This window comes from Bradyrhizobium sp. 142 (genome assembly GCF_023074015.1).
Lineage (GTDB): Bacteria > Pseudomonadota > Alphaproteobacteria > Rhizobiales > Xanthobacteraceae > Bradyrhizobium.
This window is the reverse complement of the sequence record NZ_JADPKQ010000515.1, coordinates 1-24499: the sequence shown is the minus strand read 5'-3', so window position 1 is coordinate 24499 and position 24499 is coordinate 1. Positions and strand designations below refer to the sequence as shown.

At 63.6% G+C, this 24499-nt stretch carries 31 protein-coding genes and 3 pseudogenes; 20 read left to right on the top strand and 14 right to left on the bottom strand.

What is annotated here, in order from left to right; all coding sequences use genetic code 11:
- Nucleotides 1-281: 281 nt before the first annotated feature.
- Both IVA82_RS46190 and IVA82_RS46185 read right to left on the bottom strand, forming a co-directional pair.
- Entirely contained in the window at nt 282-518 is a 237-nt protein-coding gene (locus tag IVA82_RS46190) for a hypothetical protein (protein ID WP_247381700.1), read from the bottom strand.
- A gap of 374 nt (nt 519-892) precedes the next feature.
- A complete protein-coding gene (locus IVA82_RS46185; RefSeq protein ID WP_247381698.1) occupies nt 893-1948 on the bottom strand; it encodes a hypothetical protein in 1056 nt (351 codons plus the stop codon).
- A 329-nt stretch (nt 1949-2277) separates the two neighbouring features.
- On the opposite strand from IVA82_RS46185, the gene IVA82_RS46180 reads away from it, so the two are divergent.
- Nucleotides 2278-2874: a L,D-transpeptidase gene (locus IVA82_RS46180; RefSeq protein ID WP_247381695.1), complete on the top strand. Its 597-nt coding sequence runs from the start codon at nt 2278-2280 to the stop codon at nt 2872-2874.
- A gap of 106 nt (nt 2875-2980) precedes the next feature.
- Nucleotides 2981-3211, top strand: coding sequence for a hypothetical protein (locus tag IVA82_RS46175; RefSeq protein WP_247381684.1), 231 nt, complete (start codon nt 2981-2983; stop codon nt 3209-3211).
- A 21-nt stretch (nt 3212-3232) separates the two neighbouring features.
- Here IVA82_RS46175 and IVA82_RS46170 read toward each other — a convergent pair whose 3' ends face one another.
- Nucleotides 3233-3667 carry a hypothetical protein gene (locus IVA82_RS46170; RefSeq protein WP_247381682.1) on the bottom strand — a complete coding sequence of 145 codons (435 nt, stop codon included), beginning with the start codon at nt 3665-3667 and terminating at the stop codon, nt 3233-3235.
- 119 nt (nt 3668-3786) lie between these two features.
- Nucleotides 3787-4251 carry a MarR family winged helix-turn-helix transcriptional regulator gene (locus IVA82_RS46165; protein ID WP_247381680.1) on the bottom strand — a complete coding sequence of 155 codons (465 nt, stop codon included), beginning with the start codon at nt 4249-4251 and terminating at the stop codon, nt 3787-3789.
- 102 nt (nt 4252-4353) lie between these two features.
- Here IVA82_RS46165 and IVA82_RS46160 point away from each other — a divergent pair, with 102 nt between their 5' ends.
- The 5 genes from IVA82_RS46160 to IVA82_RS46140 all read left to right on the top strand — a co-directional run bounded on the left by IVA82_RS46160 (nt 4354) and on the right by IVA82_RS46140 (nt 8622).
- Nucleotides 4354-6276, top strand: coding sequence for an FAD-binding monooxygenase (locus tag IVA82_RS46160; protein ID WP_247493960.1), 1923 nt, complete (start codon nt 4354-4356; stop codon nt 6274-6276).
- A 156-nt stretch (nt 6277-6432) separates the two neighbouring features.
- A complete protein-coding gene (locus IVA82_RS46155) occupies nt 6433-7437 on the top strand; it encodes an SH3 domain-containing protein (protein ID WP_247381676.1) in 1005 nt (334 codons plus the stop codon).
- 180 nt (nt 7438-7617) lie between these two features.
- Nucleotides 7618-7896, top strand: a complete 279-nt coding sequence (locus IVA82_RS46150; RefSeq protein ID WP_247381674.1) for a hypothetical protein — start codon at nt 7618-7620, stop codon at nt 7894-7896.
- 169 nt (nt 7897-8065) lie between these two features.
- Entirely contained in the window at nt 8066-8245 is a 180-nt protein-coding gene (locus tag IVA82_RS46145) for a hypothetical protein (protein WP_148740847.1), read from the top strand.
- 71 nt (nt 8246-8316) lie between these two features.
- Nucleotides 8317-8622 carry a hypothetical protein gene (locus tag IVA82_RS46140; protein WP_247381673.1) on the top strand — a complete coding sequence of 102 codons (306 nt, stop codon included), beginning with the start codon at nt 8317-8319 and terminating at the stop codon, nt 8620-8622.
- 36 nt (nt 8623-8658) lie between these two features.
- On the opposite strand, the gene IVA82_RS46135 is transcribed toward IVA82_RS46140, so the two are convergent.
- Both IVA82_RS46135 and IVA82_RS46130 read right to left on the bottom strand, forming a co-directional pair.
- The gene (locus IVA82_RS46135) at nt 8659-9003 is read right to left on the bottom strand and encodes a multidrug efflux SMR transporter (protein ID WP_247381671.1); all 345 of its coding nucleotides are present in this window, start codon (nt 9001-9003) and stop codon (nt 8659-8661) included.
- A gap of 246 nt (nt 9004-9249) precedes the next feature.
- A complete protein-coding gene (locus IVA82_RS46130) occupies nt 9250-9915 on the bottom strand; it encodes a class I SAM-dependent methyltransferase (RefSeq protein WP_247381669.1) in 666 nt (221 codons plus the stop codon).
- Nucleotides 9916-9994: 79 nt separating this feature from the next.
- Between IVA82_RS46130 and IVA82_RS46125 the strand changes: the two genes are divergently transcribed.
- Both IVA82_RS46125 and pdxY read left to right on the top strand, forming a co-directional pair.
- On the top strand, nt 9995-10645 hold the full coding sequence (locus IVA82_RS46125) for a TetR family transcriptional regulator (RefSeq protein WP_247381704.1): 651 nt from the start codon (nt 9995-9997) through the stop codon (nt 10643-10645).
- A gap of 83 nt (nt 10646-10728) precedes the next feature.
- Complete coding sequence (gene pdxY / locus IVA82_RS46120; RefSeq protein WP_247381667.1) at nt 10729-11541, top strand: pyridoxal kinase; 813 nt, start codon at nt 10729-10731, stop codon at nt 11539-11541.
- A 3-nt stretch (nt 11542-11544) separates the two neighbouring features.
- Here pdxY and IVA82_RS46115 read toward each other — a convergent pair whose 3' ends face one another.
- The gene (locus IVA82_RS46115) at nt 11545-12834 is read right to left on the bottom strand and encodes a hypothetical protein (RefSeq protein WP_247381664.1); all 1290 of its coding nucleotides are present in this window, start codon (nt 12832-12834) and stop codon (nt 11545-11547) included.
- Between the two features lie 304 nt (nt 12835-13138).
- On the opposite strand from IVA82_RS46115, the pseudogene IVA82_RS46110 reads away from it, so the two are divergent.
- The 3 genes and pseudogenes from IVA82_RS46110 to IVA82_RS46100 form a co-directional block, all read left to right on the top strand.
- Nucleotides 13139-13300, top strand: a pseudogene (locus IVA82_RS46110) (Flp family type IVb pilin); the annotation flags it as partial.
- A 110-nt stretch (nt 13301-13410) separates the two neighbouring features.
- Nucleotides 13411-13614 carry a hypothetical protein gene (locus tag IVA82_RS46105; RefSeq protein WP_247493959.1) on the top strand — a complete coding sequence of 68 codons (204 nt, stop codon included), beginning with the start codon at nt 13411-13413 and terminating at the stop codon, nt 13612-13614.
- A gap of 168 nt (nt 13615-13782) precedes the next feature.
- Complete coding sequence (locus tag IVA82_RS46100) at nt 13783-14037, top strand: hypothetical protein (protein WP_247381660.1); 255 nt, start codon at nt 13783-13785, stop codon at nt 14035-14037.
- 197 nt (nt 14038-14234) lie between these two features.
- Here IVA82_RS46100 and IVA82_RS46095 read toward each other — a convergent pair whose 3' ends face one another.
- Complete coding sequence (locus IVA82_RS46095; protein WP_247381658.1) at nt 14235-14813, bottom strand: Ada metal-binding domain-containing protein; 579 nt, start codon at nt 14811-14813, stop codon at nt 14235-14237.
- Nucleotides 14814-14940: 127 nt separating this feature from the next.
- On the opposite strand from IVA82_RS46095, the gene IVA82_RS46090 reads away from it, so the two are divergent.
- The 3 genes from IVA82_RS46090 to IVA82_RS46080 all read left to right on the top strand — a co-directional run bounded on the left by IVA82_RS46090 (nt 14941) and on the right by IVA82_RS46080 (nt 16358).
- Nucleotides 14941-15357: a nuclear transport factor 2 family protein gene (locus tag IVA82_RS46090; RefSeq protein ID WP_247381656.1), complete on the top strand. Its 417-nt coding sequence runs from the start codon at nt 14941-14943 to the stop codon at nt 15355-15357.
- 80 nt (nt 15358-15437) lie between these two features.
- A complete protein-coding gene (locus IVA82_RS46085) occupies nt 15438-15650 on the top strand; it encodes a hypothetical protein (protein ID WP_247381654.1) in 213 nt (70 codons plus the stop codon).
- Between the two features lie 54 nt (nt 15651-15704).
- Complete coding sequence (locus IVA82_RS46080; protein ID WP_247381644.1) at nt 15705-16358, top strand: EamA family transporter; 654 nt, start codon at nt 15705-15707, stop codon at nt 16356-16358.
- A 315-nt stretch (nt 16359-16673) separates the two neighbouring features.
- Here IVA82_RS46080 and IVA82_RS46075 read toward each other — a convergent pair whose 3' ends face one another.
- The 3 genes and pseudogenes from IVA82_RS46075 to IVA82_RS46065 all read right to left on the bottom strand — a co-directional run bounded on the left by IVA82_RS46075 (nt 16674) and on the right by IVA82_RS46065 (nt 18160).
- A complete protein-coding gene (locus IVA82_RS46075; RefSeq protein ID WP_247381642.1) occupies nt 16674-17414 on the bottom strand; it encodes a methyltransferase domain-containing protein in 741 nt (246 codons plus the stop codon).
- A gap of 123 nt (nt 17415-17537) precedes the next feature.
- Nucleotides 17538-17892, bottom strand: a pseudogene (locus IVA82_RS46070) (zinc ribbon domain-containing protein YjdM).
- Nucleotides 17893-17986: 94 nt separating this feature from the next.
- Nucleotides 17987-18160 (bottom strand): hypothetical protein, encoded by a 174-nt coding sequence (locus IVA82_RS46065; protein WP_018644642.1) that lies wholly within the window; start codon nt 18158-18160, stop codon nt 17987-17989.
- Nucleotides 18161-18533: 373 nt separating this feature from the next.
- Here IVA82_RS46065 and IVA82_RS46060 point away from each other — a divergent pair, with 373 nt between their 5' ends.
- The 3 genes from IVA82_RS46060 (at nt 18534) to IVA82_RS46050 (ending at nt 20757) form a co-directional block, all read left to right on the top strand.
- Nucleotides 18534-19205: a cell envelope biogenesis protein TolA gene (locus IVA82_RS46060; protein WP_247381702.1), complete on the top strand. Its 672-nt coding sequence runs from the start codon at nt 18534-18536 to the stop codon at nt 19203-19205.
- 155 nt (nt 19206-19360) lie between these two features.
- The gene (locus tag IVA82_RS46055; RefSeq protein WP_247381640.1) at nt 19361-19903 is read left to right on the top strand and encodes a helix-turn-helix transcriptional regulator; all 543 of its coding nucleotides are present in this window, start codon (nt 19361-19363) and stop codon (nt 19901-19903) included.
- Between the two features lie 566 nt (nt 19904-20469).
- Nucleotides 20470-20757 carry a hypothetical protein gene (locus tag IVA82_RS46050; RefSeq protein WP_247381639.1) on the top strand — a complete coding sequence of 96 codons (288 nt, stop codon included), beginning with the start codon at nt 20470-20472 and terminating at the stop codon, nt 20755-20757.
- Between the two features lie 181 nt (nt 20758-20938).
- Here the strand turns inward: IVA82_RS46050 and IVA82_RS46045 are convergent.
- Nucleotides 20939-21706, bottom strand: a pseudogene (locus IVA82_RS46045) (transglycosylase SLT domain-containing protein); the annotation flags it as partial.
- A 274-nt stretch (nt 21707-21980) separates the two neighbouring features.
- Between IVA82_RS46045 and IVA82_RS46040 the strand changes: the two are divergent.
- Together IVA82_RS46040 and IVA82_RS46035 are read left to right on the top strand one after the other, a co-directional pair.
- The gene (locus IVA82_RS46040) at nt 21981-22295 is read left to right on the top strand and encodes a hypothetical protein (protein WP_247381637.1); all 315 of its coding nucleotides are present in this window, start codon (nt 21981-21983) and stop codon (nt 22293-22295) included.
- A gap of 158 nt (nt 22296-22453) precedes the next feature.
- Nucleotides 22454-22738, top strand: a complete 285-nt coding sequence (locus IVA82_RS46035; RefSeq protein ID WP_247381635.1) for a cytosolic protein — start codon at nt 22454-22456, stop codon at nt 22736-22738.
- Between the two features lie 136 nt (nt 22739-22874).
- Here the strand turns inward: IVA82_RS46035 and IVA82_RS46030 are convergent, their stop codons facing one another.
- Complete coding sequence (locus IVA82_RS46030; RefSeq protein WP_247381633.1) at nt 22875-23531, bottom strand: phasin family protein; 657 nt, start codon at nt 23529-23531, stop codon at nt 22875-22877.
- 688 nt (nt 23532-24219) lie between these two features.
- Nucleotides 24220-24399 (bottom strand): hypothetical protein, encoded by a 180-nt coding sequence (locus IVA82_RS46025; protein WP_247493958.1) that lies wholly within the window; start codon nt 24397-24399, stop codon nt 24220-24222.
- Between the last annotated feature and the right edge of the window lie 100 nt (nt 24400-24499).

Here is a 24499-nt window from a genome sequence, read left to right as displayed (position 1 = left end):
GGCGCGCAAGCGCGCGTCCTTGACCGCTCCTGCGCGCGCCGCCGTCGAGATAGCGCGGGTCGGGGCGGAGAAACGGGCTTCAAGTCGAACAAAGAAACCAACAAGGAGGACTAACCCGGCGGCAGTATCCGTGGCATGACCATCTCGGCGGAACCGTCCACGCCTTCCGGCTCCGCTCCACCTCCACAACGAAGGCGACAGATCACGAGCTGCAAAAGTACGACATCTTCACCCGCTACGGACATGGGGGACAGCGTGCGGCCGTGAAGGCGAACGACGATCTAGCCGGTTCGTCGCCAGGCCGGCACCGGATCGAGCGGCGTGCGATAAAGCTCGTTGTGATCGCGATCGGTGACGCGTACCGCGCAACCCTTCTGCTTGAGCTCCGGTTTCACTTGCGACAGCTCGCTCGCAAGTTGATGGGCGCGATCGGAGGCGACCTCGAGGTCTTCGAGGATAATGCCGCCCTGGTTCTTGAACTCTTCACCGACCACGAGATCGAAGTAGTAGTAAGGCATCGGAATTCCCCCGGTGTGACGATCCAAGCTTGAACACGAGTCTCAACACGTGCGGATGGTACCACTGAGTCGACCTTTACCGAATGAACGGGCCGCGCAATCTCTGTGCTTATGGCGCAAAAATCATGTGCAGCTCGCGGGTGTGTTAAGATTTTATTAAACATGTCGGCGTGATCATCAGGCATGGAATTGCAGCAGAACCGGGCTCCGGGAACCGGCAGCTGCAAGAGAAGGCCGGCGGCTTAGATCCCGACGGCCTTTTCTCTTGTCGAAACGCTGCTCAACATCGCTCCCCGTAATTGCCCGGACTCAACGCATCAAATCGACTCGGACAGCGTGCAGCGAGCATGACGCTGGTCGTCGTGTGGTGATCGTTAGTGCACCGGCATCGGCGGCCGCACGACAGGTCCGTCGTCGTCGGCGACGGCCTGCGTCGTCATCGCGGCTGGCGGCGGCGCGGCAACGACCTGTGGCGGTGGTGGTGCGATCGGCGTGGGAGCGTATGCCGGCGAGTGGGCCTGCGTCACCGGCCTCGGCTTGCGAACCGGCGGAGCCGCCGGTGGCCGCGGCGGCAACGCAGAGACTCGCGCGCGCGGATCGGCCGGCTTCGCCTCGGCGATCGGCTTCGGCGCCGGCGTCTTCGCCATCTCGCGCGCCATCTGCTCCTGTCCGGCCTTCAGCTGGGCGATGTTGGCCTTGAGCTGTTCGATCTGCTCGGCCATCGCGGCGAGATCGCGCGTCATCGATTGCACCGATTGCGCGGCATCGGGCGCGGCAGCGACGTCCTGAGCTGCGGGCGGCGTGGCAGGATCGGCGGGCTGATCAGGTGTCGTTTGTGAAACGGGCGCGGCGGCGGCTTGCTCGACTGCAACCGGCGTTGCCTGCGACGTCGAAGACGTGAGCGACGTAGACGTGAGCGACGTAGGCGTGAGCGACGCCAGCGCCGGCGTCCATTCGGCGAGCATCTGCTTCGCAGTGTCGCCGTGCTTCTCCCAGGCGATCGTTGCGGCGGCGCTGCCTCCGGCAAACAGCATCGTGACGAACGCGCCGCGAAGCCATTTGCCGACGGACGATCGCTTCTGCCGGCCGTGAAGGTCGCCAGCCGTCGCGCGCACGGCTGTGTCGACCGACGGCGCCTTGGCCCGTATCTCGGAGATGGCAGAGATCTTCGGCTCGGGCGCGAACTTAGGCTCCGGCGCGAATTTGGGCTCCAGTACGAACTTGGCTTCGGGCGCGAACTTTGGCTCGGGTGCGCTCTTGGGCTCCGGCCGGGTCGCGATCTTCGGCGCCAGTGCGGGCGCAACATTGTTCGGGCGTGAGGCCAGCACGATGTCCGGCGAAACCTGAACCGCATCGTGCGGGTCGTTGTCCTTGATCGCGTCCTTCACGATCTCATCGACGATTTGCTTGCTGTTCAGCGTCGCGAGCATTGCAGCTCCTTTGAAGCCTTGGTCGTCCGCATTGGCGCGAGCCGATCGGTTGAAGTGAGCTCATCCCAAGCCCGTGACGCACGAGTCCAGCCGGGTTTGACCAAAGCAAGGCAAGGGGATGGAGACTATGCGACAGTCTTTCGCCGTTTGTGGTGATGGAACCAGATCTTCCGAACACGGCCACGTGTTCCCTTTTGCCTTGTTTTGAGCACGATTTTGGCGGCATCTGGCGTTGCTGGGGGTGCTGTTGTTCCGCTATCGGGGGGCCGGCGGTGCCAAGATCTGTTCTCGCTTTTCTCATTGTTGCGCTGCTTCCGCTCGGCGGTTGCATGCAGACAACATTTTCGCCGGCGACCGACGCGAGCATGACGCCGCGCGACCGGCAGTTGCTGGCGCGTACGCCTTACGCGCAGGCGAGCGTGCCCGAGCAATATCTCCGTCACATCGTAGACTATCCGCGCAAAGAGCAGCCGGGCACGATCCTGGTCGATACCGATGCGCGCTATCTTTATTATGTGCTGCCGGAGGGCAAGGCGATCCGCTACGGCGTCGCGGTCGGCGAGGAAGCCATGGCGTTCTCCGGCGTGGCTCGGGTCGGCCGCTTGGCGGAGTGGCCGGACTGGATTCCGACGGCGGACATCCAGGCGCGGCTCGGTCCTTACCCAGCGCGCGTAGCCGGCGGTCCCGCCAACCCGCTGGGGGCGCGGGCGATCTATCTCTATTCCGGCAACAAGGACACGCTCTACCGCATCCACGGCACCAATCAGCCGGAATATATCGGGCAGGCGATCTCATCCGGCTGCATCCGGATGCGCAATGAGGACGTGATCGATCTCTACGATCGGGTGAAGCTCAATTCGACTGTCGTGGTGCTGCCACCCGGGCAGAGCACGCAGGCCGGGACGGGTGCAGGCTGGCGCGGGTGAGGGAAGCGATCCTGCTCGCCATCACGCTCACTCAAGCGTGAAGGCGTGCACGATGCTCGGCCGCGAAGGGTGAACTGCTTCACAGCCGATCCGCACCGATTGCGCTATGCCTCAATGGCTCGTTGCCATTGGAGGCATCATGCAAAGATTCTTTTATCAATTGAATGAGAGCAACCGCCGCATCGTGCGGAAATGGCGGCTGGCCACGTTGGGCTTCTACGGATCGATCCTGGCCGGGATGCTCCTGTATGTGGCGCTGCATCTGAATCCGGAGGTGAACTATGTCTCGGCGGATTCTCCGGCGCACGCGAAAGTCGTGAATTCGCAGAAGCATTGACCGCCATGCAGCGGTCGCGCGCTATTCCTCAGGCCGCGCCACGCGCCATTGCATCGTCGTCGCGATACCATTGGCATCGCCATGCGCCTTGTCAGCCGCTGAGGTGTAGAGCGGGCGATAGCGAAAGGCCCACATCTTGGTGCCGTCCTTGCGGGTAATCGGCGTGAAATCGCCGATCGCCTTGGCATCGACGGGGGCGGCCAGCGGAATCCAGCTCTCCGCGCATTTGCCATCACAGCTCGATGTCTTGCCGCTGGTGTCGCGCTCGTAGAAATAAAGCGTCATGCCCTTGAGATCGACAAGCTTGGAGCCCTGCTTGGTCAGAACGGCGCGAGCTGGCGAGGTCATGGCGTCGGGCTTCGGCGGTGGAGGGGTGTCGCCGCCGCCATGTCCGTTCGCAACCGCCTGGCCGGTCGAGAGCGCGACCGCAGCGGCAAAAATAACGAACCTGGACATCCGAAACTCCCAACCGGAAAAGTTAATCGCGCGTTAAAGCGCCGAATGGAGGCGACGGTAGCAGCCGAAGGTTAGCTCCAGGTTTCGCGGCGCGGCGGCAGTTTCGGGTATAGTACGAACTAGGCTTGAACGTCGCGCAGTGGTGCGCGGCTGAGCTCGTTGCCGGCGGCGATCGCCTTGCGCAACAGCCGCATCAGTTCTTCACCTTCCTTCGTGCTGAGGCCGCCCAGCATGATGCGCTGCGCGGACTCCACGGCCGGCGTGATCTTGCGCAGCGTGCGGCGGCCTTCGTCAGTGATCTCGAGCTCGCGGGCGCGGCGGTCGCGGCTCGAGGCGCGGCGCTCCGCAAGCCCTTTCTGCACGAGGCGATCGATCACGCCGGTGATGGTGGTGCGGTCGTAGGCGATCAGCCCGGCGAGCGTCACCTGGTCGAGCCCGGGATTGGCCTTGATGGTCGCGAGCGCGGCGTATTGCACCGGCGTCAGATCGAACCCGGCATCCGCGACCTCGGCCAGAAACACAGCCACTGCGATCTGCTGGAACCGGCGCGCCAGATGCCCAGGCATGTCGTTGTTGTCTTTCACCGAGTTCTCCTCAGGGGCAGGGAGGCGGGGCCCGTTGACAAGTATACTGATAGTCAGCATACTGAGCAATATCCAAACAGAACGTTGGCGGGAGTGGTGCTCATGCAATTCCATCTCAATGGATTTCAGCCGGGCGATCCCGAAATCTCCGATCCTGCCGAGCGTATTCAGAGCTCGGGCGCGTCGGGCGCCGTGCCTGAACAGGTCGATGTCCTCATCGTCGGCTGCGGCCCCGCCGGCCTGACGCTCGCAACCCAGCTTGCGCAGTTCTCCGACATCAAGACCTGCATCGTCGAGCAGAAGCCGGAGCGGCTGCTGGTTGGCCAGGCCGATGGCATCGCCTGCCGCACCATGGAAATGTTCCACGCCTACGGATTCAGCGAGCGCGTCCTGAAGGAAGCCTATTGGGTCAATGAGACGACGTTCTGGAAGCCTGACGATTTCGCCCCCGAGAAGATCGTCCGCAGCGGCCGGGTGCAGGACGTCGAGGACGGCCTGTCGGAATTCCCTCATGTGATTCTCAATCAGGCGCGCATCCATGACGGCTTTCTCGACGTGATGCGCAAATCGCCGGCGAGGCTCGAGCCCTATTACAGTCGCCGGCTGCTCGACCTTGCGGTCGATCCGGCCGCGAGCCCTGCCGACCATGCCGTGACCGCCCGCCTCGAACGGGTCGATGCCGATCATGAGGGCAAGGTCGAGACGATCAAGGCGCGCTACGTCGTCGGCTGCGACGGCGCGCGCAGCACGGTGCGCAAATCGATCGGCCGCGAGCTGCACGGCGATTCCGCCAACCACGCCTGGGGCGTGATGGACGTCCTGGCGGTGACCGATTTCCCGGACATCCGCTTCAAGGCCCTGATCCAGTCCGCGAAGGACGGCAGCCTTCTCATCATTCCCCGGGAGGGCGGCTACATGGTCCGCATCTATGTCGAGCTCGCCAAGCTCGACGTCGGCGAGCGTGTCGCCAGCCGCAACATCACCGCCGACGACGTGATCGCCAAGGCGCAGCGCATCCTGAAGCCGCATACGCTGGAGGTGAAGGAGATCGCGTGGTGGTCGGTCTACGAGATCGGCCAGCGCCTGACCGACAAGTTCGACGACGTGCCGGAGTCCGAGATCGCGACCCGCCTGCCGCGCATCTTCATCGCCGGCGACGCCTGCCACACCCACAGCCCCAAGGCGGGGCAGGGCATGAATGTCTCGATGCAGGATGCCTTCAACCTCGGCTGGAAGCTCGCTGCCGTCATCCGGAAGCAGTGCGTGCCCAGCCTGCTGCATTCCTATTCGGCGGAACGTCAGGCGGTTGCGAAAGAGCTGATCGACTTCGATCGCGAATGGGCGGGTATTCTTGCGTCCGCGGCCAAGGCCGGCGGCGCCGAGGCGGCGAGGACACAGGACTATTTTGTCAGACACGGACGCTATACGGCGGGCACCGCGACGCACTATCGTCCGTCGGTTCTCACCGGCGCGGCATCGCATCAGCATCTGGCGCAAGGCCTCATCATCGGCACGCGCTTCCATTCCGCGCCCGTGATCCGGCTGGCTGATGCCAAGCCGATCCATCTCGGCCACGCCGCGCAGGCCGACGGTCGTTTCCGCATCTACGCGTTTTCGCGCGCCGAAGATCCCGCGGCGGCCGGCTCCGCCATTCGCGCACTGTGCGACTTCCTCACCGAAGCCAGCGAATCTCCGGTGAAGCGATACACGCCGGCAGGCGCCAATATCGACAGCGTGATCGATCTGCGCGCCGTGTTTCAGCAGGATCATCGCGAACTCGCCGTCGAGACGATGCCCGCGCTGCTTCTGCCGCGCAAGGGCCGGTACGGACTGATCGACTACGAGAAGATGTTCTGTCCTGACCTCAAGAACGGCCACGACGTCTTCGCCATGCGCGGCATCGACCGCAACGCGGGCTGCATGGTCGTGGTGCGGCCGGATCAATACGTTGCACAGGTGCTGCCGCTCGACGACTTTGCCGGGCTTGCCTCCTACTTCGACGGGTTCATCCTGCAAGTAAGGTGAGCGCCGAACATTCGCTTCGCCGATGAACGGCGGATGAATATCGAACCCGGCGTACGGCGCACATGCCGCGCGTCTCAATCTTTCGACGGATGCGGCGACAGTGTGCGGAACGCTCGTTCCGCTCGGGCGTTCCGACCTGCAGAGGAGGAACACGCCATGAGACTCAGAAGCATTTTGGTTGCCGCATTACTGCTCGCCCCGACGGCTGCACTGGCTGCTCCGGGCATCGTCACCGTCTCGACCGGCTTGCGCGCCGGGCCGGGGTCGGGCTTTCCCCTGGTCGATCGCATCCCCGGGGGCGCCCGCGTCAACATCCATGGCTGCCTGCGCGGCAATGCCTGGTGTGATGTCAGCTTCTCCGACGATCGCGGCTGGGTGTCGTCGCAATATCTCGAATATCTCTACCGCAATCACTACGTCTATCTCCCCGACTATGCCGACGAGGTCGATGTGCCCGTCGTGCCCTTCGTGCTGACCTCGTACTGGTCGCGTTACTATGAAGGGCGGCCGTGGTATCGGCGGCACGCCTATTGGAATAGCTACTGGACCTCGCATGAGCGCTTCGCGACGCGGATGAATCTCGATCCACGCGCAGCGCGCATCGGCCGCGCAGCGACGCGCGATGCTGCGGTCGCGCTGGGGCGCAGCGGCGCGAACGTCCAAGGCCGTGCCGCAGTTGTCGGGCGCGACGCCGCGACGGCACGGCATGACGCCGCCATCGCAAAGCGCGGCGCTGCGATCGCGAACGACCGCACCCGCGCCGGGCGGAGCGAGCGTTTCGTACGCGAGCAGACTTCCGTGCAGAGCCGCAACCCGCGCGATGCGCAGGCGCGTATGATGCATGACCATGCTGCGAACCGTGCAGCAGTGCGGACGCAACCGATGGCGCGTGCACACGAAGCCCCGCGTGTGTCGGCAGCGCCCGCGGCCCGGCCGACGGCGCCGCATCTGGCACAGCCCCATATGGCGCAGCCCCGTATGGCCCAGCCCAATGTCAGCCATGGTTCGCCGATGAGTGCGCATGCCCAGATGCCGGCGCCGCGCGCGGCCGCGCCTGCCATGCCGCACCCGGGCGGCGGTGCTCCGCATATCAACGCCGCTCCGCATGGCGGCGGTGGTGGTGCGCCGGCCGGCGGCCCAGGCGGCCATCAGAAGCACTAAGTCTTGCGAGAGCCCGACCTTCGAGCCGGGCTCTTTCTTTTGGCGGGCGCAAGTTCTTTTGGCGGGCGCAAGTCGCCTAAAGTTTGAAGCAGTTCTTCGCACGCAGATTTCATCGATCGTAATATCTATACCGAAAGGTGTAAGCATCCACTCGGGGCAGCGGGGCACGGGAGGATGACGATGAGACCGAGCCAGACGGAGACGCGTCGCCATAATTTCGCGAAGCGTTCGATGACCAAGGAGGCCAAGCAGCTGACCGGCCTGATTGCCGGTCTGCGCAAATCGCTCGACGGCATCCACAAGGAGCGGGCGAACCCGAAGCTATCGGGCGCCGAGATGGGTTTGCTCGACGAACGGCGCAACAATCTGTTGCTTACTATCGCGGCCCTCGACGATCGCCTCTCGGCGGTGCAGGGGCTGATCGATCTTGGCCGTCCACACATCATCCGCGTTCACTAAGGAGCCGCGCGTCGCGCCCTGTCGGTTCCGTCGCGGCGGCGATGGGCCCCGGCCCGGATGTTGGCGCAATGCCGCTGCGGCCGGCACCAAATTGCCATGCTCCCGGCGAATTGCCGCCAAAGCCCGCTGTCACGAGGGACGGGGGCAGGGCAACGCAAGGGGATGCGCATTGGCCTACAAAATGATCGCAGAACGCGATAATGCGAAGTACAGTTTCGCCCGCGAGAGCCGGTTGCTCATCGTAGCGAAGGCCAAGGTTTGGGCGAGCGAGGGTTGGCGGGTCGTCATTACCGATCAAGACGGCAAGGCCTACGCGCCGCCGGAGTTCGATCAGTTACTGGCGGCGTGATTGCAGGGCGGGGCTAGGGGACGACAGTGACATTGCTATTTCGACCGGGGCGCGATCGGATCGCGTCTTCGGTGATTCTTGCAGTCGTTGCCGTGCTGACGGCGACGTTCGCATCCGCGCAAAATCTCGACGCCGGCAAACCCGCCGCAAAGCTGTTCGCCGATGGCTGCTCGAGCTGCCATCGCAGCCCGCGCGGCCTTGCGAAGGGTCGCTTCAGCCTGACGCTGACCTGGTACTTGAAAGATCACTACGCCACCAGCTCCGACTCGGCCAAAGCGCTTGCTGCGTATCTGGAATCGGTCGATAGCGTCCCGCGTGCTGCGGAGAAGTCCGCCCCGCGTAAGCCGCGTCCGCCCCGGGCGGTTCAGGGCCAATAACACGCTGCCCGGCGCGAGCTGAGGCGGTGGTGCCGATCAATGCACCGCTGTCTCCGAGAACAGGTTGATGACCACGACCCCTGATACAATCAGCGCGATGCCGACGAAGGCCGCGGCGTCCAGCATCTGCCGGAACAGCACGAACGAGACGGTCGCGGTCAGGATGATGCCGACGCCGCCCCAGATCGCATAAGCGATGGTCAGGGGGATCACACGGATCGCGACCGACAGTGCGTAGAATGAAGCCGCATAGAACGCCACCATCGCCAGCGTCGGCCAGGGCCGCGTGAACTGCGCGGACTGCTGCAGGAAGGCGGACGCCGTGACCTCGAAGACGATGGCCAGGGCGAGCGCTGTGTAGGCATTGAAGGCGGCAGTCATGACCGTCTCGGGATCGGGGCGCCGGGGAAGATATCGCGCGGTAGGTACGTTCAGCACACACGCCGGACAGAGTTTTTCCCAGGAGCAGGTATCACCTGTGAGTGACGAGTCTGCGACACGTGGCGGATCGCAGCCTGGCAAAGATGACGCGGACGCGCCGGGGTTCGCGATTCTGTCGCCGAGAAGAGGGAGTCGTCGCGCGATGAATCGTGCGGCGGCTCCGACGTGTCGCAGTGGGTCGATGCCCTAATTGATCCGCACGGAGAGTTCGACGTCTTCGGCGAAGGGCGTGGACATATATCCGTTTCTGGGCGTGCGTACGCGCGCCAGATAGTCGGGGCTGAAGTCGGCGTTGTCGGCGACAATGATGGCGCCCGGCCTGAGATCGCCTGCGATCAGATCCAGGATCTCCGGGTAGAGCGCCTTGGCGCCATCGAGCAGCACGAGATCGATCGGATCGGGCAGATCGGCGCTGAGCGTTCTCAACGCATCGCCCTCGCGGATTTCGACGAGATCGATCAGCCCGCCGGCCGAAAGATTGTCCCGCGCTCGCGCCGCCTTGGACGCCTCGAACTCGGTGGTGATAAGACGGCCGCCGCCATTGTCGCGCAAGCCTGCGGCAAGGTACAGCGTCGAGATGCCGAACGAGGTGCCGAACTCGACGATCGTTCTGGCGCGAGAGCTGCGCGCCAGCATGTAGAGCAGCGCGCCGGTCTCGCGGGAGACCGCGAGCGGTGCGTCCTTCAGGCGTCCGTAGAGATCGCGGTAGTCGGTCTTGCTGCGCATCATGCGGGCCCGGTCGGCATCGGACAAATCGGCGACGGCGGCGTGCGTAGTGCCTCGTGCTGCCTCGGCTTCGTCGAACAGACGATCGAGCAGAGGCGCAAGCGATATGATGGTCGGGATGGTCATTTGAGGGCTCCGGTTCGGGAGAAAGCGCGTGCTTGCGCGGAGGCTGAAATACGACTAATTCGTCGCATTTCCTATTCGCATTGCCGGGGCGCGTCGTCGAAGTCGTTCAGTTTCCTCACGAAAACAGCCGCAACAGCTCCGTTCCACCGGGCTTGTCGCGGCCATTCTGGATGCCGCTGTTCAGGTTCTGGCGAAGGAGGGTGCGCAGCGCTTCACGACGGCGCGGGTGGCAGAGAGGGCAGGGGTGAGTGTCGGGTCGCTCTATCAATATTTTCCGAACAAGGCGGCGATCCTGTTCCGCCTCCAAAGCGACGAGTGGCGGCGTACGAGCGAACTCCTGCGCAGCATCCTCGCCGAGGGGGCGAAGCCGCCATTGGCGCGGCTGCGCGCACTGGTCCATGCCTTCATCCGCTCGGAATGCGAGGAGGCTGCGATCCGCACAGCCCTCAATGACGCCGCGCCGCTCTATCGCGATGCGCCCGAGGCGCACGACGCGCGAGCCGCCGGTGAGGGTATCGTCGCAGCCTTCATGCGGGAGGCGCTGCCAAAAGCCTCCGATGCGACGCGCACCCTCGCCGGCGAGCTGATCACGACGACGCTGAGTGAGGTCGGTAAACGGTTCTCGGAGATGCCTCACGGCGAGGCGGAGATCGCGCGCCATGCCGACGGGTTGGCCGACATGTTCTGCGCCTATCTCGGAGAGCTTGCACGACGCCGAATTCATTCCTGACATCTGCGTTCGTGATCCGATGGCGCGAAGCGAAATCCAGGCTATCCTTGCCTCGTCCAGCGATTGACCTTACGGACTTCTGCATGCTCGTCATCTCCATTCAAAGCCAGGTGGTCCACGGCCACGTCGGCAACAGCGCGGCCGCCTACGCCATGCAGGTGGAGGGCGTCAATGTCGCGGCGGTGCCGACAACGCTCTTGTCCAATCACCCGCGCTATCCGACGTTGCGTGGGCGCGTGCTGGACGCCGAGCTGGTGGCGGATCTGCTCAGGGGCGTGGAGGAGCGCGACTTGGTCGACGAGGCTGCCGTGCTCGTCACCGGCTATCTCGGTTCGCCGGACAATGCCGCCGTGATCGCCGATTTCGTCGAGCGGGCGCTGACGCGCAATTCAAAGCTGCTCTATGTTTGCGACCCCGTGATCGGCGACGATGGCCGCATCTATGTTGCCGAGGGCATCCTGGACGTGGTCCGGCACCGCCTGTTGCCGGCCGCGAGCCTGATCACGCCAAATCAGTTCGAGCTCGAGCTGCTCTCGGGTGTCAAAATCGCGTATGCGCAAGGCCTTCGCGCGGCGTGCGCGGCGATTTCGGGGCAGGGCCGGATCGACGTCGTCGCCACCGGCTGCACGCTCACCGACACGCCGGCGGAGCAGGTCGAGACGATTTTGTGCGCGGACGGCCAATTGTCGCGCTTTGCGACGCCGCGCCTGCCGATCCGCCCCTATGGCACCGGGGATCTGCTTACTGGCCTGATCGCGGCGCATCTGGCCAAAGGCGCGGCGATGGAGGCGGCGGTGCGGCTTGCGGTCGAGACCATCTTTGCCGTGCTCGTTCGCACCCAGGAGGCTGGCACGGCCGAGATGCGCCTCGTGCCGCTGCCCGTGCGAGGCGCGTAACCCTCAGGTCGCCCGCTTCGCGGCGGATTGCGCCGACTTCTGCCGCTTGGCCGGGCTCTTCTGCTCGCGTGTGGCCTGCGTTTTCTGTGTCTTCGCGTTCGATGCCGCCTGCACCTTCTTCGGCTTGATGTTGGCGGCTTCCTTGCGGTCCGCGCTGCCGCGGCGCGAGATGTATTCCGGGCCGTCGACGGGACCGACATGCGGCGGATCGCGGCCGAGATAGGGCCGACCGATGCCGAGGGCTTTGCCATTGGCATCGACCCATTTCCACAGCACTTCCGTCGAGACCCAGCGCTGCGCGCGGTTGTCACCCTTGGTGCTGACGATGTCGGCCGCCATGCCGTGTCCGTAGCCGCCGCGCGTGCTGCCGCCGTGATACGAGCGGTCCGAGGCCGCCTTCAGGCCGCTGGCGATCGACTGGCGATAGTCGTCGCGGAACGCGCTGGTGATGCCGGGCGACAGGCCCGCGGCTTCCGCCGCGAGCAGCGTGCGAAACAGCTTTCGCTTGAAGCTGCGGTCCATGCCACCAATGACGTAATCCATCAAGGGCATGCCGGCGTGCTCGGCCGCCTTCGGATCCTTCCAGCCGAAATCCTCGTCGACCAGTTTGGTGAAGCTGCGCATCACCGTGACCGTCCTGCCCTTGCGCTTGACGGTGACGGCGCGGCGTTCCTGCACCTTGATCGAGTCTTCCTTCGCGGTGCGCTGATAGAGCGCCCAGAGATAGCGATCGATGCAGGCATCCATCACGAAGCATTCGTCGAGCACGGCAACGGTGTCCGCAGGCGGCGAAGCCTTGTCGGTGGCAACCGCAGGTCCGCCCGCAATTGCCGCAGGCGATAGCGACTCGGTCGGCACGATGTCGCTGGGATCAGCGGATGCGAATTTGATGGGAGCGTCCTGCGCGGGGGCGTCTTCGCTCGTGATGGGAGCGGGCTGAGGCGGAATCACCGATGGTGGCGCTTCCGCCGGCAACATCTGCACGGGATCGGCGGAGGCGAGCTTGACGGCAGGTTCGGGCGTCACCGTGGCGACGGTCGGCGGGCTCTGCGCCAGCGCCACGGCGGCGGCGATCTCCGCATTCTCGGCCAATTGATTTTCCAGGGTTACAGCGCGGGGGATTTCGGCGCGTTCGACGCGAGCGGCGTCTTTCGCACTGGAGAGAACAGCCGCGTTGGCGCTGCTGTTTTCGACCAGGGCCGGGGCATAGGCTGACAGGGAGAGCGCCAGCCAGCCGACCAGAACGGCCGAGGGGCACGAGACCGCCACGATAAGAGACCGCTGATCGTTCATGATCCCTGCCTCCAAAAGGTTCTCTTCGAACCAATGTTGCACAGCCAAGCACGCGGTGCGTCGATTGTTCGGAGGATGGTGTGGCGGCGCAATGGCGCAATTTCGGGATGACAGGCTTTTCAGGCCGGTGTTGCCCGGCGGCAACGCGGGTTCCATTGCGGTTCCATAGCCCCGGAGCCTGGAAATCGAGGCATGGATTGTCGTCAAATTGAGCGACCATATTTACTCAATCGTGGATTGTGGAGGTGCATGTCTTCTCGCGCCGGCAACGTCCGGTAGACTTGGGAAGGACACGATCTTGAAATTGAAAAGCTTGATGGTCGAATTTGCCGCCGATGAATTTGGCGCCACCGCGATCGAATACGGACTGATCGCAGCGGGCATCGCACTCGCCATTATCGAAGTCATCTACGCGCTCGGCACCAACCTCGTTGCGAAGCTGCAGGCGCTTGCGACTGCGCTGAAATCGGCTGACGTCGACACCCGTGTCCCCGACGCGCTGCAACGCTCTTCCGCGTTGCTGCGCAGCGTCGGACGCGAGCGCAACCTTCCGGCAGGTGGTGCGTTTGATCGTCCATGACGCATTCCTCGCTTCGTCCCATGGACGCTTTCGATCCTACTGAACCCGCCATCCTGCACGATCGCGTCTCCGATACGATCATTACCTGGACCACCGACCAGGCCGACGACTATCGCCGCGCCAGCCGGCTGCGCGAGGATGGAACCGTGGCCTGGAAAGCCTACGTCTTCGACGGCTGGGGCAACGTGCTCGGCGGCTGATCGCCGCCCATAAAGCATCTCGTCGCTCCAGGCGCGATTCGGCCAAGATATTGCGCGCGTTAAACATATTGCCATGCGTGGAATGCGATGTTGCAATGCAACAGCGCATGTCGCAACGCAGCAAATCGGGATTAAATGTGCTCGGAACCTTTCTCCAGGAGCACCACCATGAACAAGAAGACTTTGTCGATCGCCGCCGCCATCCTGTCGATCGCGGGCAGCACCGGCGCTTTCGCCGCCGAGCTGCCGAACTATGAAGCCAATGGCTTCGCGGTCTCGCCGATGCAGGTGCGCGTGCTCGGTGCCGCGCATGTCCAGCAGCAGGAAACTGCGCCTGCCGCGGTCGCGACCGTCCACCAGGCCAGCGTCCTGACGCCGCGCAAGGTGAACACCGCGAACGTTACGACGGGCGCGGCCCGCTGATCTGATATCCGCTTGAAGGTAGGTGGGCTCGCCTAAAGCGAGACCCACCGCTTCATGCGAGCAGCCTGCATCGCGACGGTGCCGCGCGAAAGCATGCAGATCGACATCACGGCGCAATTGCGCGCCGATGCGCTGATCGAGACACGGTTCGCGCGAACGGTCCGATCATGTATGCTGGCTCATAACGGCTTTTCGCCTCAACGATTTGCCGCACGCAGGCTGGACGGCGAGCGGCCGTAGAGCTCCGCGAATGCGGCGTTGAAGCGGCGCAGGCTGCCGAAGCCGGCCTGGAACGCGATATCCGTCATGGTGTGATCGTCGGCATCGAGCAGGCGCTTGGCGCGCTGGACGCGAAGCGTCCTGGCGAGCTGCTGCGGCGTGGCGCCGACGTGACGCTCGAACAGCCGCGCCAAGTGGCGCGAGGAGATGCCGAGCCGCATCGCGAGTGCCACCACCGAGCCTTCGTCGAGCGCGCCTTCATTGATGAGCTTCACCGCGCGCGCGACCGTGGAGCGCGTGCCGTTCCAGGCCGGGCAGAACGGCGCGGTCTCGGGACGGCAGCGCAGGCACGGCCGGAATCCCGCAGCCTCGAACGCGGCCGCGGTCGGATGGTAGGTGACGTTGCGCGTCAGCGGCTGCTTGGCCGGGCAAACCGGGCGGCAATAGATCCCCGTGGTCTTCACGGCCGTGAAGAAGCGGCCGTCATAATTGGGATCACGGCGCAAGCGTGCGGCATTGCAGACTTCGAAGCTCAGCATGCCCGGAGAATAGTGCATACCGACACTGCGGGAAGACCCGCCGGATGACCGAGTCCGATTGTGGCGAGCCGCACCAGGCATGGAAGCCTAGAACGCGGACCTGATGTGCATGCGAGCCCCTTCAATGCCAGTTTTGGAGCCAGCCGTGACCAGCGCCAAGGACATCGTACTCAACGCCTGGAAGACCTTAACGCGCGATGCCGACCGCATCGCCGCGCTGTTCACGGACGACGCCGAATGGATCGCGCCGAAAGGCAACGCCACTTCGGTCGCGCTCGATCATGCCGATCACATGATCGGCGCGCAACAAATCGCGCGCTTCATCGCGCAGAAGATGCACAAGATGTTCTCGCAGGTCGATATCGCCTTTCGCGGTGTCTATGCCGACGGCGATGTCGTGATCGTGGAGGAGCGGATGCGCGCGAAGCTTCCCGACGGCAGGCCGTACGAGAACGACTATTGCTTCGTATTCACGGTGGCGGGGACGCGGATCCGCAAGGTGCGGGAATACATGGATACGCGCAAGGGATGGCGGATGGTGTTCGGCGATGAGGAGCAATGAGCAGCCTGCGCGTTTGGCAGCGTGCCAGCCCTGCAGCCGCGTGGGTTGAGCTACTGTGTCCGCTGACGTAAGGCGTCCCCATGGATCAGCGGACGGGCGGCGCTGACGCTCTCATTGAAAAGAACGATGCGGCGCCGGCGCTTCTCGGCGTCGTCTGCGGCCTGTCCGCGGCGCTGTTCTGGGCGCTGGGCTTTGCCGGAACGCGGCACGGCCTCAAGGTCTGCTTCACGCCGGTCGATCTCCTGGTGCATCGCTACGTCTGGTCGGGCATCGCGTTCCTGCCGCTGGTCTGACGCGCCGGCATCAGCGATCTCTGCGGCATCGGCTGGGGCAGGGGCCTTGCGCTGATGGTGCTGGGCGGCCCGGTGATGTCGCTGATCTCCTACACCGGCTTCCTGTTCGTGCCGCTCGGCCATGGCAGCGTGATCCAGCCGTCCAGTGCGACGCTCGGCGGCCTCTTGCTCGCTGCATTGCTGCTGAAGGAGCGGATTTCCGCCTCGCGCCTTGCCGGCGCCATCGTCATCGTCGGCGGCCTATGCGTGATTGGTGCGGAATCGATCGGCCATATCGGGGCCGACGGCGTGCGGGGCGACCTGACCTTCGTGCTCACCGGATTGATGTTCGCGGGCTTTGGCGCGCTGCTGCGTCACTGGCGCGTCTCCGCGTTCTCGGCCGCCATCGTCATCAACGTGCTGTCGCTGCTGTTGCTGCCGCTCTACCTCTTGACCGGCGGGTTGGCCCGCGTTGCCGCGATTGGCCTCAGCGAGAACGCAATCCAGGCGCTGGCGCAGGGCGTGCTCGCCGGTCCCGCCGCGCTCTATCTGTTCGCCGTCTCGGTCCAGCGCCTCGGTGTCGCCCGTGCTGCCGTGTTTCCCGCCTGCGTGCCGGCGCTGACGCTGCTCACCGGCTGGCTGCTGCTCGGCGAGGCCCCGACGGCGTTGCAGGCCGGCGGACTGGTGACGGTGCTGTGCGGGTTCTATCTGGCGCAAAGGCAGCGGTAGTTCGTAGTTCGTAGTGCGTAGGATGGGTAGAGCGAAAGCGAAACCCATCACTGGCGGTCACGGAACGATGGGTTTCGCAAGAGCTCTACCCATCCTGCGGTCCTAGTGATGACCGGCTGCTTCGGCCTGTGCCCAAAGAGATCAATCGTGGTCGCCAGCGGCGCGAGCCTGAAGCGGAGCGAGTACGTGCTGGTCGAAGATCGTGAGCAGGTCCCGCGCGCGCTGGCGCTGTTGAATGGTGACAGCGAGTAGCCCAGAGGGAGCGTAGGCCGCTTATTGCGGCTTGCTTCCTTTGATCGCGTGGGCGCGGGCTCGCTAGACGATGCTGCCGCCGGCGCCGGCCGGCAGTCGCGCCCGCACGCGCTGCTTGAGCGCGTCGATCTCGCCCGGTGGCATCGTCGCTATTGTCGGTCCGATGGACGGCGCGGTGGTCTCCACCTGCCAAAATTCGTCGAAATCGCGAAACGTCCGCTCCACGGCGATCTCACGCGTTTCGACCTGCGTCAGGCCCGCTCCAGTCCAGAACGCGGTCAGTGCGTCGATGCTCGATGCCTCCATGTGGGGCGGACGCGTCGGCGACAGTCCCATCGCGCGCATCTCGGACAGGATCGGATCCAGCGGAAAGCCGCCACCGACCATGTCCCACATATAGGTCGCGACCAGGCCGCCGGGACGAGCCACCCGCACCAATTCCGCAACACCCTTTGCCGGATCTGGCACGAAGACGAGCGCCAAGGCCATCACGGCGATATCGAAGCTGTCGGCCGTGAACGGCAGTGCCATTGCGTCGCCCTCCCGGAAATTGGCGCCGCGCGCACCGGGCCGCGTGCGCGCAAAGGCGAGCTGCCCCTCGGACGGGTCGATGCCCTGCACCCCGGCCGGGGCGCAGTGCGACATGATCAGCTCAGTAAACGCGCCGGTGCCGCAGCCGACGTCGATCCAGCGCAGGCCTGTCTTGGGTTTCAGCCAGTCGAGAAAGACCTCGCCGACGAGGCGGCTCCAGATCCCCATCATCTGCTCATAGGCGGCACCGTCGTCGAAGCGAAGTTCGGACATGCGCGGCTCCCTGGCGCGTGGCGGGCTCAGGGACTGTAGCCTGCCAACGTGGAGAATGGGAACGGCCGATTGCTGCCTTTGCCTTCACTGCTCCGACGTAGCCTGCCTATGCACCCTGCGGTCCTAGGCCTTCTTCACGAATTCCGATTTCAAGTTCATCGCGCCGATGCCGTCGATCTTGCAGGCGATGTTGTGGCCGTCGGTGGCGTCCTGGAGGCGGATGTTGCGGACCTTGGTGCCGCCCTTGACCACCGATGAGGAGCCCTTGACCTTGAGGTCCTTCATCACGATGACGCTGTCGCCGTCGGCAAGCGCATTGCCATGGGCATCGCGCACGCCGGCCTCCTGCGGAGCCTCCGCCAGCGGCATCGGCCGAAGCGCTCCATTCATGGGCGCATCCCGGGCAGATCCAGAGATCGCGATCCTGATAGGCATGCTCCGAATTGCATTTCGGGCATTTAGTGGTGTCGTCCGTCAAAAGCCTGATCCTCCATGCTGGCGAGGCGCACCGTAGGGGCGGAAAATGCGAATGCAAGGGAAAGCTGGGGACGCGCTTGTCTGCCGGTGCGATATCACCGAAACAGCGCCACGAAGATCACGTAGAGCCAGCCCAGGATTCCGTGGATGATCGCCCACAGGATCGAATGGTTGTTGGTGTAGGAGATCGCAATCGCGAGCGCCGACCCGAAACCGACGCCGTATTTCGCGCCCTCGACGCGAACGCCGTAGTAGCGATTTCCGTTCATGGTGATCCTCCTGATCGTGAAACGGGCCCAGCCTATGCGATGTCCGAGCTGGTGACGTGCTGAGGCCGTTGGCCTGCGGAATCGATTGAGCGACTGCGTCGTGGAACCGCGTCCAACATCAAAACATCGAAAACAGCCCCATGCACAGTAGAAAACACTCATGATTTCAAAGTTCTGCGATACCGAATAATTCGTGATCCGCCTTCGCTCTGCGAGCTACGGCGGACAAGTCGCTTCTCCGGGTTAGGCTTGTCCGGCCGACTTCGGCGATACCGAAAGTCTTTTGACTCGTCGGGCAAAACAGGGGCATTATGGCATGGTGGTGAAGGTCGCGATTGCTGAGGGCTTGCGCGTCGCCGGGCCGTGGGGCGACATGCCAAAGAAACTGAAAAGCAAACCGAAAAGACAACTGAAGACTTATCAGACCTCGCTCGGCTTCTACGACCAGGCGGTCGCCGCACCTTCGATGAAGGCGGCGCTGGAGGCCTGGGGCGCCAGCTCCAATCTGTTCCATCAGGGCGTCGCGAAGGAGACCGACGACCCCGACATCGTCGCCGCGACCATGGCAAGCCCCGGCGTCGTGCTCAGGCGCCCGGTCGGATCGGACGGTCCGTTCACCGAGCACGCCGAGCTGCCGACGGATCTTTCGGACGGCGAGGCCAAGCCCAGATCCAAGCGCAAAGTTAAGGCCAAGCCGACGAAGCGCGCGGCCAAGAGCGCGGCCAAGAGCGCACCCAAACCGTCCCGCAAGATCGACGACCGACAAGCCCGCAAGGCCGCCGCGGCGTTCGAGAAGGAAGAGCGGCGGCGAGAAGCCGAGCGCCGGAAAGAGGAAGCGGCCCGCGCCAAGCAGCGTGCCCGCCGCGAGAAGGCGGTCGCCACCGCACAGGCGGCGCTGGACAAGGCGAGGCGGGAGCACGAGGCGCGGGCGGAGGAGATCGAAGCCGCGCGCGCCGCGCTGGATGAACAGGCGGAGGCCGAGCAGAGCCGATGGGACAAGCAGAGGATGAAGCTGGAGGAGGCGGTGCGCCGGGCGCGTGGGTAGGGCTCCAGGAATCAGCAGGGATTCCTTTACCATGGCGACCAGTGGCGACTGAGCCGCACGGCGTTTAGAAATTACAGGACGTTTGTCCGGTATCTTCGCTCCGATCACGGATGCGCCGGATACGCCGTTCGCAGCCGCGACCTTAGGGAGCTGTCATGAGCGATCATCGCGCCGCAGTCAGGCATCACACATTGCGCACCGGCATCGTCGAATTCAACAATGGCACCGGCAGCATCATCAGCGTGCCCTGCACGATCAGCGATGTCTCCGGCACCGGCGCGCGCCTCGCCCTCAACTCGTCGCTCTGGGTCGCCGAGCAGTTTTCGCTGATCTTCCTCAGCGGACTGCGCAAGGACTGCCGGGTCGCCTGGCGCAAGGGCAGGCTGATCGGCAGCGCGTTCACCGAGGGCTGTGCGAGCCCGGACGAGCAGGCCGTGATGATGACCGCGGACGAGCAGTCCCGCCACAGGCTCGGGATCGCTGCGCGCGTGAAAGCTGCGCGCGAGACCCGCGGTTACACCGAAGCCCAGCTGGCCGAGCGCATTGGCGTGGCGCCCGCCTTCGTTTCGCTGGCCGAAAACGGCGAGGCGGACATTCCGCTCTACCAGCTGATGCACATCGCCGATCTGCTGATGGTCAGTCTGGACGGGCTCGTTGCAGGTCCGGCGCCGAACGCCGAGGAATTCGACGCGGCGTAGGCGTGCGCCGGGCTTCGCGCGCCGAACGGTTCGTTTCGGCTCACAAGCCATCGAAGTCCTGCGCGACGTGTCGTCACATTCGTCGTCATTGCGAGGAGCCCTTGCGACGAAGCAATCCAGAGTCCCTCGAACAGGGTGAATGGCTGCGGCAGGTCGTCACCGGCTACTTCAACGACCATGCGGTGCCGCCAACAGTCGGGCGCTCAGCGCCTTCCGCTTCTTCGTCATCGAACTCTGGAGACGCACGCTCCGGCGCCGCAGCCAGACCGATGGCATGAGGTGGGAGACGATCAGTCGCCTCGCCTGTGACTGCCTCCCCAGGCCCAACATCCGTCATCCTTGGCCGCGAGCACGCTTCGCCGTCACTCACCCGAGGTGGGAGCCGTATGCGGGAAAGCCGCACGTACGGATCTGTGCGGGGGGCGCTCAGCAATGAGCGTCCCTACCGCGACCGCTGCGCTCGCAATGACGGAGGAGAGGTCAGCGGTCATTCAAGCAAGCCGAGAACGAATTAAGCTTGCCTTGCTTTGCGTCCTTTTGCACTCTGACGGGAAGGAGGCCATCGCATGAAGATCATGACGCTCGCGTGTACTCTCGGAACGGCCCTGGTGCTGTGCAGCCTTGGGATATCCGGCGCTGAAGCCCGGGCGCGGAAGGCCCAAGTCGTTCGTGAAGTGGTTCCTGAACCACGGCTGAGGGTGGACGTCCCAGTGATAAGGCCAACGCCGTGGGATTATAATATTGTTCCACGATATCGTTATCGCCCTGAAGACGACCGGGTCGATCCCTACGGCCCGCCGCTGGTGTCGTCGTATGTCCGCTATGAAGGGTGGCGGTGGCCGTATTGGTGGTGAATGGCGTTCACGTTTGTGAGCGTGTGGTGATCGGCCATCGCCGGACGCGAAATTGACTGGTGCCTGTAGCCCGGATGGAGCGAAGCGCAATCCGGGATGTTGCCACGAGGCACACTGGTCCCGGATTTCGCTCCGCTCCATCCGGGCTACGCTCCCTAATTCTCGTCATCTGCCGCAAGGCGAGAAACTGCCGCTTCATTGCGCTGACCTTGGCGATGTAGCTTGCAACGAGGTGATCGCCGCAGCGCTCGCCGGCCGTCATTTGAAAGTGGCGGCGTGCGTAGGCTGTGGCGGGACCTGCGCCGCACAGATGAATGAAGGCGGCCAGATCCTGCTTTTGCTGCGCGCTTCCCTTCACCTCGCCCGCGCGGGCGAGCACATCGGCCACATTGCGGTCCAGATACACCGACGCCAGCTCGATGGCGTGGCTCGGGACCGCGCGGAGGTAAAGGCTGGTGAACCCGCAGCCGGTCTCCGTGACTGCGTTGCCGCGGATACAGAACCGCGCAGCCTCGGTGCGGGCCGGATCGGTCATCTGGAAGAGGCCGATGGCGCTGGAGGCGGGCCGGTAGATCGCGAGGGGATTGAGGCTTAATCGCCAGCGCCAATAGGTGCGCGCCACCGGATTGCCTGAACTCTCGACCTGCGCCAGCGCGGCCAGCAATTCGGGCGTGATCGCGTCGGTGGAAAACTTGCGGAACAGCGGCCCGTACTGCCGCCAAGTCTCTGATGGATCCTTGGCGAGCGCGTTGCCGACGAGGATAAACAGCTCGGTCGGCTTGCGGATCAATTGATAGCCGATGTTCAGAAGCGCGAGGGCCGCAAGCAGCATCACCACGGTGCCCGTGATCCGAATCATCCGCGGCGTTCGCGCGAATGTCTTGCGCGCCCACCGCGCGCCCCGGACGCTGCGAAGGCGAGGGAGGAGGCGCTTGCTTTTTCTTGGCATGGGTCTTGGGGGAATGAGTAGGATTGATCCCATGCGAAATCCATCACCTCGCGATGCTAGCTAGCCGGTATGGCGTGAGATTGCCAAGCGGCTGACGCTAATTGCCGGCTTCCGATGCCGCAGCGGCAGCGTAAAGCCGCCCTGGCGCAATGCAACGGGCGCTTGCATCCTGCTTCGCCCGATCCGTCCGGCCGGCCCATTATGAACGTTCGTTCAGGGGAACGGGACTGGGCTCATTTCGTTGCATTGAGGGGCTTACCGGGAGGAGGACGACATGAAATCGAAGATCATCGCGCTCTCTACTGCCATTCTCATGGCAACAGCACCAGCCGTGTTTGCTCAGGGCGTATCGAGCAAGACGCCGGGCCAAGAGATGCAGCAAATGGGTTCTAAGACGGGCCAGCCGGGCGCTTCCGGCTACGCTCCTGGACACAAGAAGCACCATGCGATGCACCACGCGAAGGCCTCGAAGAAGACCAGCGCCGGCGCGTCCACTTCCGCGCCCGGTCAAACCACCGGCTCGAGCACAAAGTCTCAAACCACGGGCACGAGCACAAAGTCGGGCACGAGCACAACGCCAAAGTACTGACGGGCACAACAGTAACCCGCCATTCGCGAGACCCGAATGGCGGGTTACGCCCGCGGCTAATTCTGGCTCTGCCGGATTGATTGGTATCGCTTCAACCTTCGCGCGTTGAGCGACGGCGGGCTACGCTTCCTGCAAAGGAGGATCCGATGAAATCGCTTTTGCTGCTCACGGCGAGCGGTCCGTTGCTCATTCTCACATCCCACGAGTCCCTGCACGACCAGAAGCTCCTTGAGGTGCTCACGCACAAGGGGATCCGCAAGTTCGTCGCGTTCGAGGTTCCCTTGTCGCTCGCCAAGGCGCGCTACGGCGGGCACTTTCAAGCGGTCGAAAGCAATCTGCAGGAGACCGATGATTTGAGAATCCTCGACTTCGACGGCCAGCGCATCTTTCAGCTCTTTCGTTTCGATGAGCTAGGTGCACCAATCCTGAAAGAACCGTCGTGATCCGAGTCTTGCGGCATGATCCGTTTCGCGAAACCTATCATGCCGTTACAGCGGCGAAAGTGATCCAAATCGACAGGCCAGTTAAGTGGACTGAAGATCACCGTAATCCGCAGTAATCCGGAATACGCAGTTGTCGTTAGTGACGTGTTGCGCGGATTTCGAGCGTCGTCTGAGTGAGCCTGGCCACGAACCCCTCAAAATGCATGACCCTTTGTCTGGTCAATTGTCCATGCAACTCGGCGATCTTCTGGGATTCGGCAATCAACGTTTCGCACACCTGTTTCGCGTACTCCATCTGAAGCTCAAAGGCCTCGACGGGTGAACGCGCCGTCGCGAGCTTTCCCAAGAAGGTCCAGGCGTGCTCAAGCGACGTCCTCGTGTAGTCGCTATAGGCAACGGCAATCGCCTGCGTGCTGACCTGGGAGGGTTCCACCGGTGCGACGGGCGCGCTTGCAGCGATCTCCATCCCGGAAGCCTCGCCCGGCAAGGCTGCAGCCGAGGGTATCTGCGCACTGATCTCTCGGCTGGTCTCTTGCCTTATCTCTTGCTCGGTCTCTTGGCTGATCTCCGCCGAGGCATCCGGCGATTGATGGGCTGCACTTGCGGTTTGCTCACCGGCCCCGGTCCGTTGCCCGCCCTTCTTCTTCCCGCCGCGCCGGCCGGATTTTCCCGTTGGCTTATTTTCGACCGCACTCAACATTGCAAATGGCTCCTGAATATCGCTGAAGCCGCAAGCCTCCGTCGTGTTTGCGCTGAAATCGCGATTGTGGGTTGTCGCTTGCGTGGCGGCCATGTGGTGAGATTTTGCCGGGCATCGGCAAGGCCATCCATGCGCGCCCCATTCGCGTCATCGATCTCGTCGTTGGCGAGATCGATAGGGAGCGCTCGGTCGTTCTGTATACAGTCCGCGCGAGCGCGGCAGTCAATTGAGCGGACTATCACCATAATTATCTGCAAGTTGAATGCACTGACTGTAATTCCTGGTAATTCCTGACGGTGCATTCAATCCAAATTGGTCAGCCAATTAAGTGCACCGTCATCTTAATCCAAACCGTTATTTCTGACGAAATGGGCCCAGGTCAGGGCCCACTTTTGCGCACACTTTTGTTATATTTAGTGATTGAACTTGTGTAGCATGATTTAGTTAATTTAAATGCCCCAACATGATTTAAATTAAATGCCAAAACCATCGGGGTCGCCGAGCCGGTTCCACTTTTCTTGGCAACGAAATCGCTGTGGTGAACGCGCAGCTCTATCGCCCGTTACGCCGGCATAAAGGGAGGGTCTAACATGAGCGGCCTCCATCATACCCAGACTTTCCCGGCGGCCCCGCGATGGGCGGATCTCTTCAAATCAGGCAATGTGCCGGGGGCGGGCAATTCATGCTGTGCGGCGGATGCTGCTGCCGTTGTTCTTCGCCACCGGTTAGAAGCGTTAGCTTCTCAGCTCGCCGAACTGGAAGCCCTTCGCGAACGACTGCATCAGGCTGAGCAGAGGATCGGGCCGAGATACGCCCAACGAAACGCGACGATACCGGCCTCTGAAGATGCGCGCGCGTCGGCACCTGCACGATTAATCGCGGATTGAGACGCGCGGATACGCAAGCGAACTTCGCGCTGCCCGAAGCAATTGGAGGCAGATGTGCTCAGATCGGTGATCAAGTTTACTGTCGTAGCAACGTTGCTGATGACCCTGATTACTCCTCCCGTAATCACCCAGGCCTTTGGCCACGGCAGCGGTGGGGGCGGAGGTGGCGGGGGC

Bases quoted from the DNA above. Each gene is read 5' to 3' on its own strand.
- IVA82_RS46190 (WP_247381700.1), bottom strand. From the start codon at position 518: ATGCCTTACTACTACTTCGATCTCGTGGTCGGTGAAGAGTTCAAGAAC.
- IVA82_RS46185 (WP_247381698.1), bottom strand. From the start codon at position 1,948: ATGCTCGCGACGCTGAACAGCAAGCAAATCGTCGATGAGATCGTGAAG.
- IVA82_RS46180 (WP_247381695.1), top strand. From the start codon at position 2,278: ATGCAGACAACATTTTCGCCGGCGACCGACGCGAGCATGACGCCGCGC.
- IVA82_RS46175 (WP_247381684.1), top strand. From the start codon at position 2,981: ATGCCTCAATGGCTCGTTGCCATTGGAGGCATCATGCAAAGATTCTTT.
- IVA82_RS46170 (WP_247381682.1), bottom strand. From the start codon at position 3,667: ATGTCCAGGTTCGTTATTTTTGCCGCTGCGGTCGCGCTCTCGACCGGC.
- IVA82_RS46160 (WP_247493960.1), top strand. From the start codon at position 4,354: ATGCAATTCCATCTCAATGGATTTCAGCCGGGCGATCCCGAAATCTCC.
- IVA82_RS46155 (WP_247381676.1), top strand. From the start codon at position 6,433: ATGAGACTCAGAAGCATTTTGGTTGCCGCATTACTGCTCGCCCCGACG.
- IVA82_RS46150 (WP_247381674.1), top strand. From the start codon at position 7,618: ATGAGACCGAGCCAGACGGAGACGCGTCGCCATAATTTCGCGAAGCGT.
- IVA82_RS46135 (WP_247381671.1), bottom strand. From the start codon at position 9,003: ATGACTGCCGCCTTCAATGCCTACACAGCGCTCGCCCTGGCCATCGTC.
- IVA82_RS46130 (WP_247381669.1), bottom strand. From the start codon at position 9,915: ATGACCATCCCGACCATCATATCGCTTGCGCCTCTGCTCGATCGTCTG.
- pdxY (WP_247381667.1), top strand. From the start codon at position 10,729: ATGCTCGTCATCTCCATTCAAAGCCAGGTGGTCCACGGCCACGTCGGC.
- IVA82_RS46115 (WP_247381664.1), bottom strand. From the start codon at position 12,834: ATGAACGATCAGCGGTCTCTTATCGTGGCGGTCTCGTGCCCCTCGGCC.
- IVA82_RS46105 (WP_247493959.1), top strand. From the start codon at position 13,411: ATGACGCATTCCTCGCTTCGTCCCATGGACGCTTTCGATCCTACTGAA.
- IVA82_RS46100 (WP_247381660.1), top strand. From the start codon at position 13,783: ATGAACAAGAAGACTTTGTCGATCGCCGCCGCCATCCTGTCGATCGCG.
- IVA82_RS46095 (WP_247381658.1), bottom strand. From the start codon at position 14,813: ATGCACTATTCTCCGGGCATGCTGAGCTTCGAAGTCTGCAATGCCGCA.
- IVA82_RS46085 (WP_247381654.1), top strand. From the start codon at position 15,438: ATGGATCAGCGGACGGGCGGCGCTGACGCTCTCATTGAAAAGAACGAT.
- IVA82_RS46080 (WP_247381644.1), top strand. From the start codon at position 15,705: ATGGTGCTGGGCGGCCCGGTGATGTCGCTGATCTCCTACACCGGCTTC.
- IVA82_RS46075 (WP_247381642.1), bottom strand. From the start codon at position 17,414: ATGTCCGAACTTCGCTTCGACGACGGTGCCGCCTATGAGCAGATGATG.
- IVA82_RS46065 (WP_018644642.1), bottom strand. From the start codon at position 18,160: ATGAACGGAAATCGCTACTACGGCGTTCGCGTCGAGGGCGCGAAATAC.
- IVA82_RS46060 (WP_247381702.1), top strand. From the start codon at position 18,534: ATGCCAAAGAAACTGAAAAGCAAACCGAAAAGACAACTGAAGACTTAT.
- IVA82_RS46055 (WP_247381640.1), top strand. From the start codon at position 19,361: ATGAGCGATCATCGCGCCGCAGTCAGGCATCACACATTGCGCACCGGC.
- IVA82_RS46050 (WP_247381639.1), top strand. From the start codon at position 20,470: ATGAAGATCATGACGCTCGCGTGTACTCTCGGAACGGCCCTGGTGCTG.
- IVA82_RS46040 (WP_247381637.1), top strand. From the start codon at position 21,981: ATGAAATCGAAGATCATCGCGCTCTCTACTGCCATTCTCATGGCAACA.
- IVA82_RS46030 (WP_247381633.1), bottom strand. From the start codon at position 23,531: ATGGCCGCCACGCAAGCGACAACCCACAATCGCGATTTCAGCGCAAAC.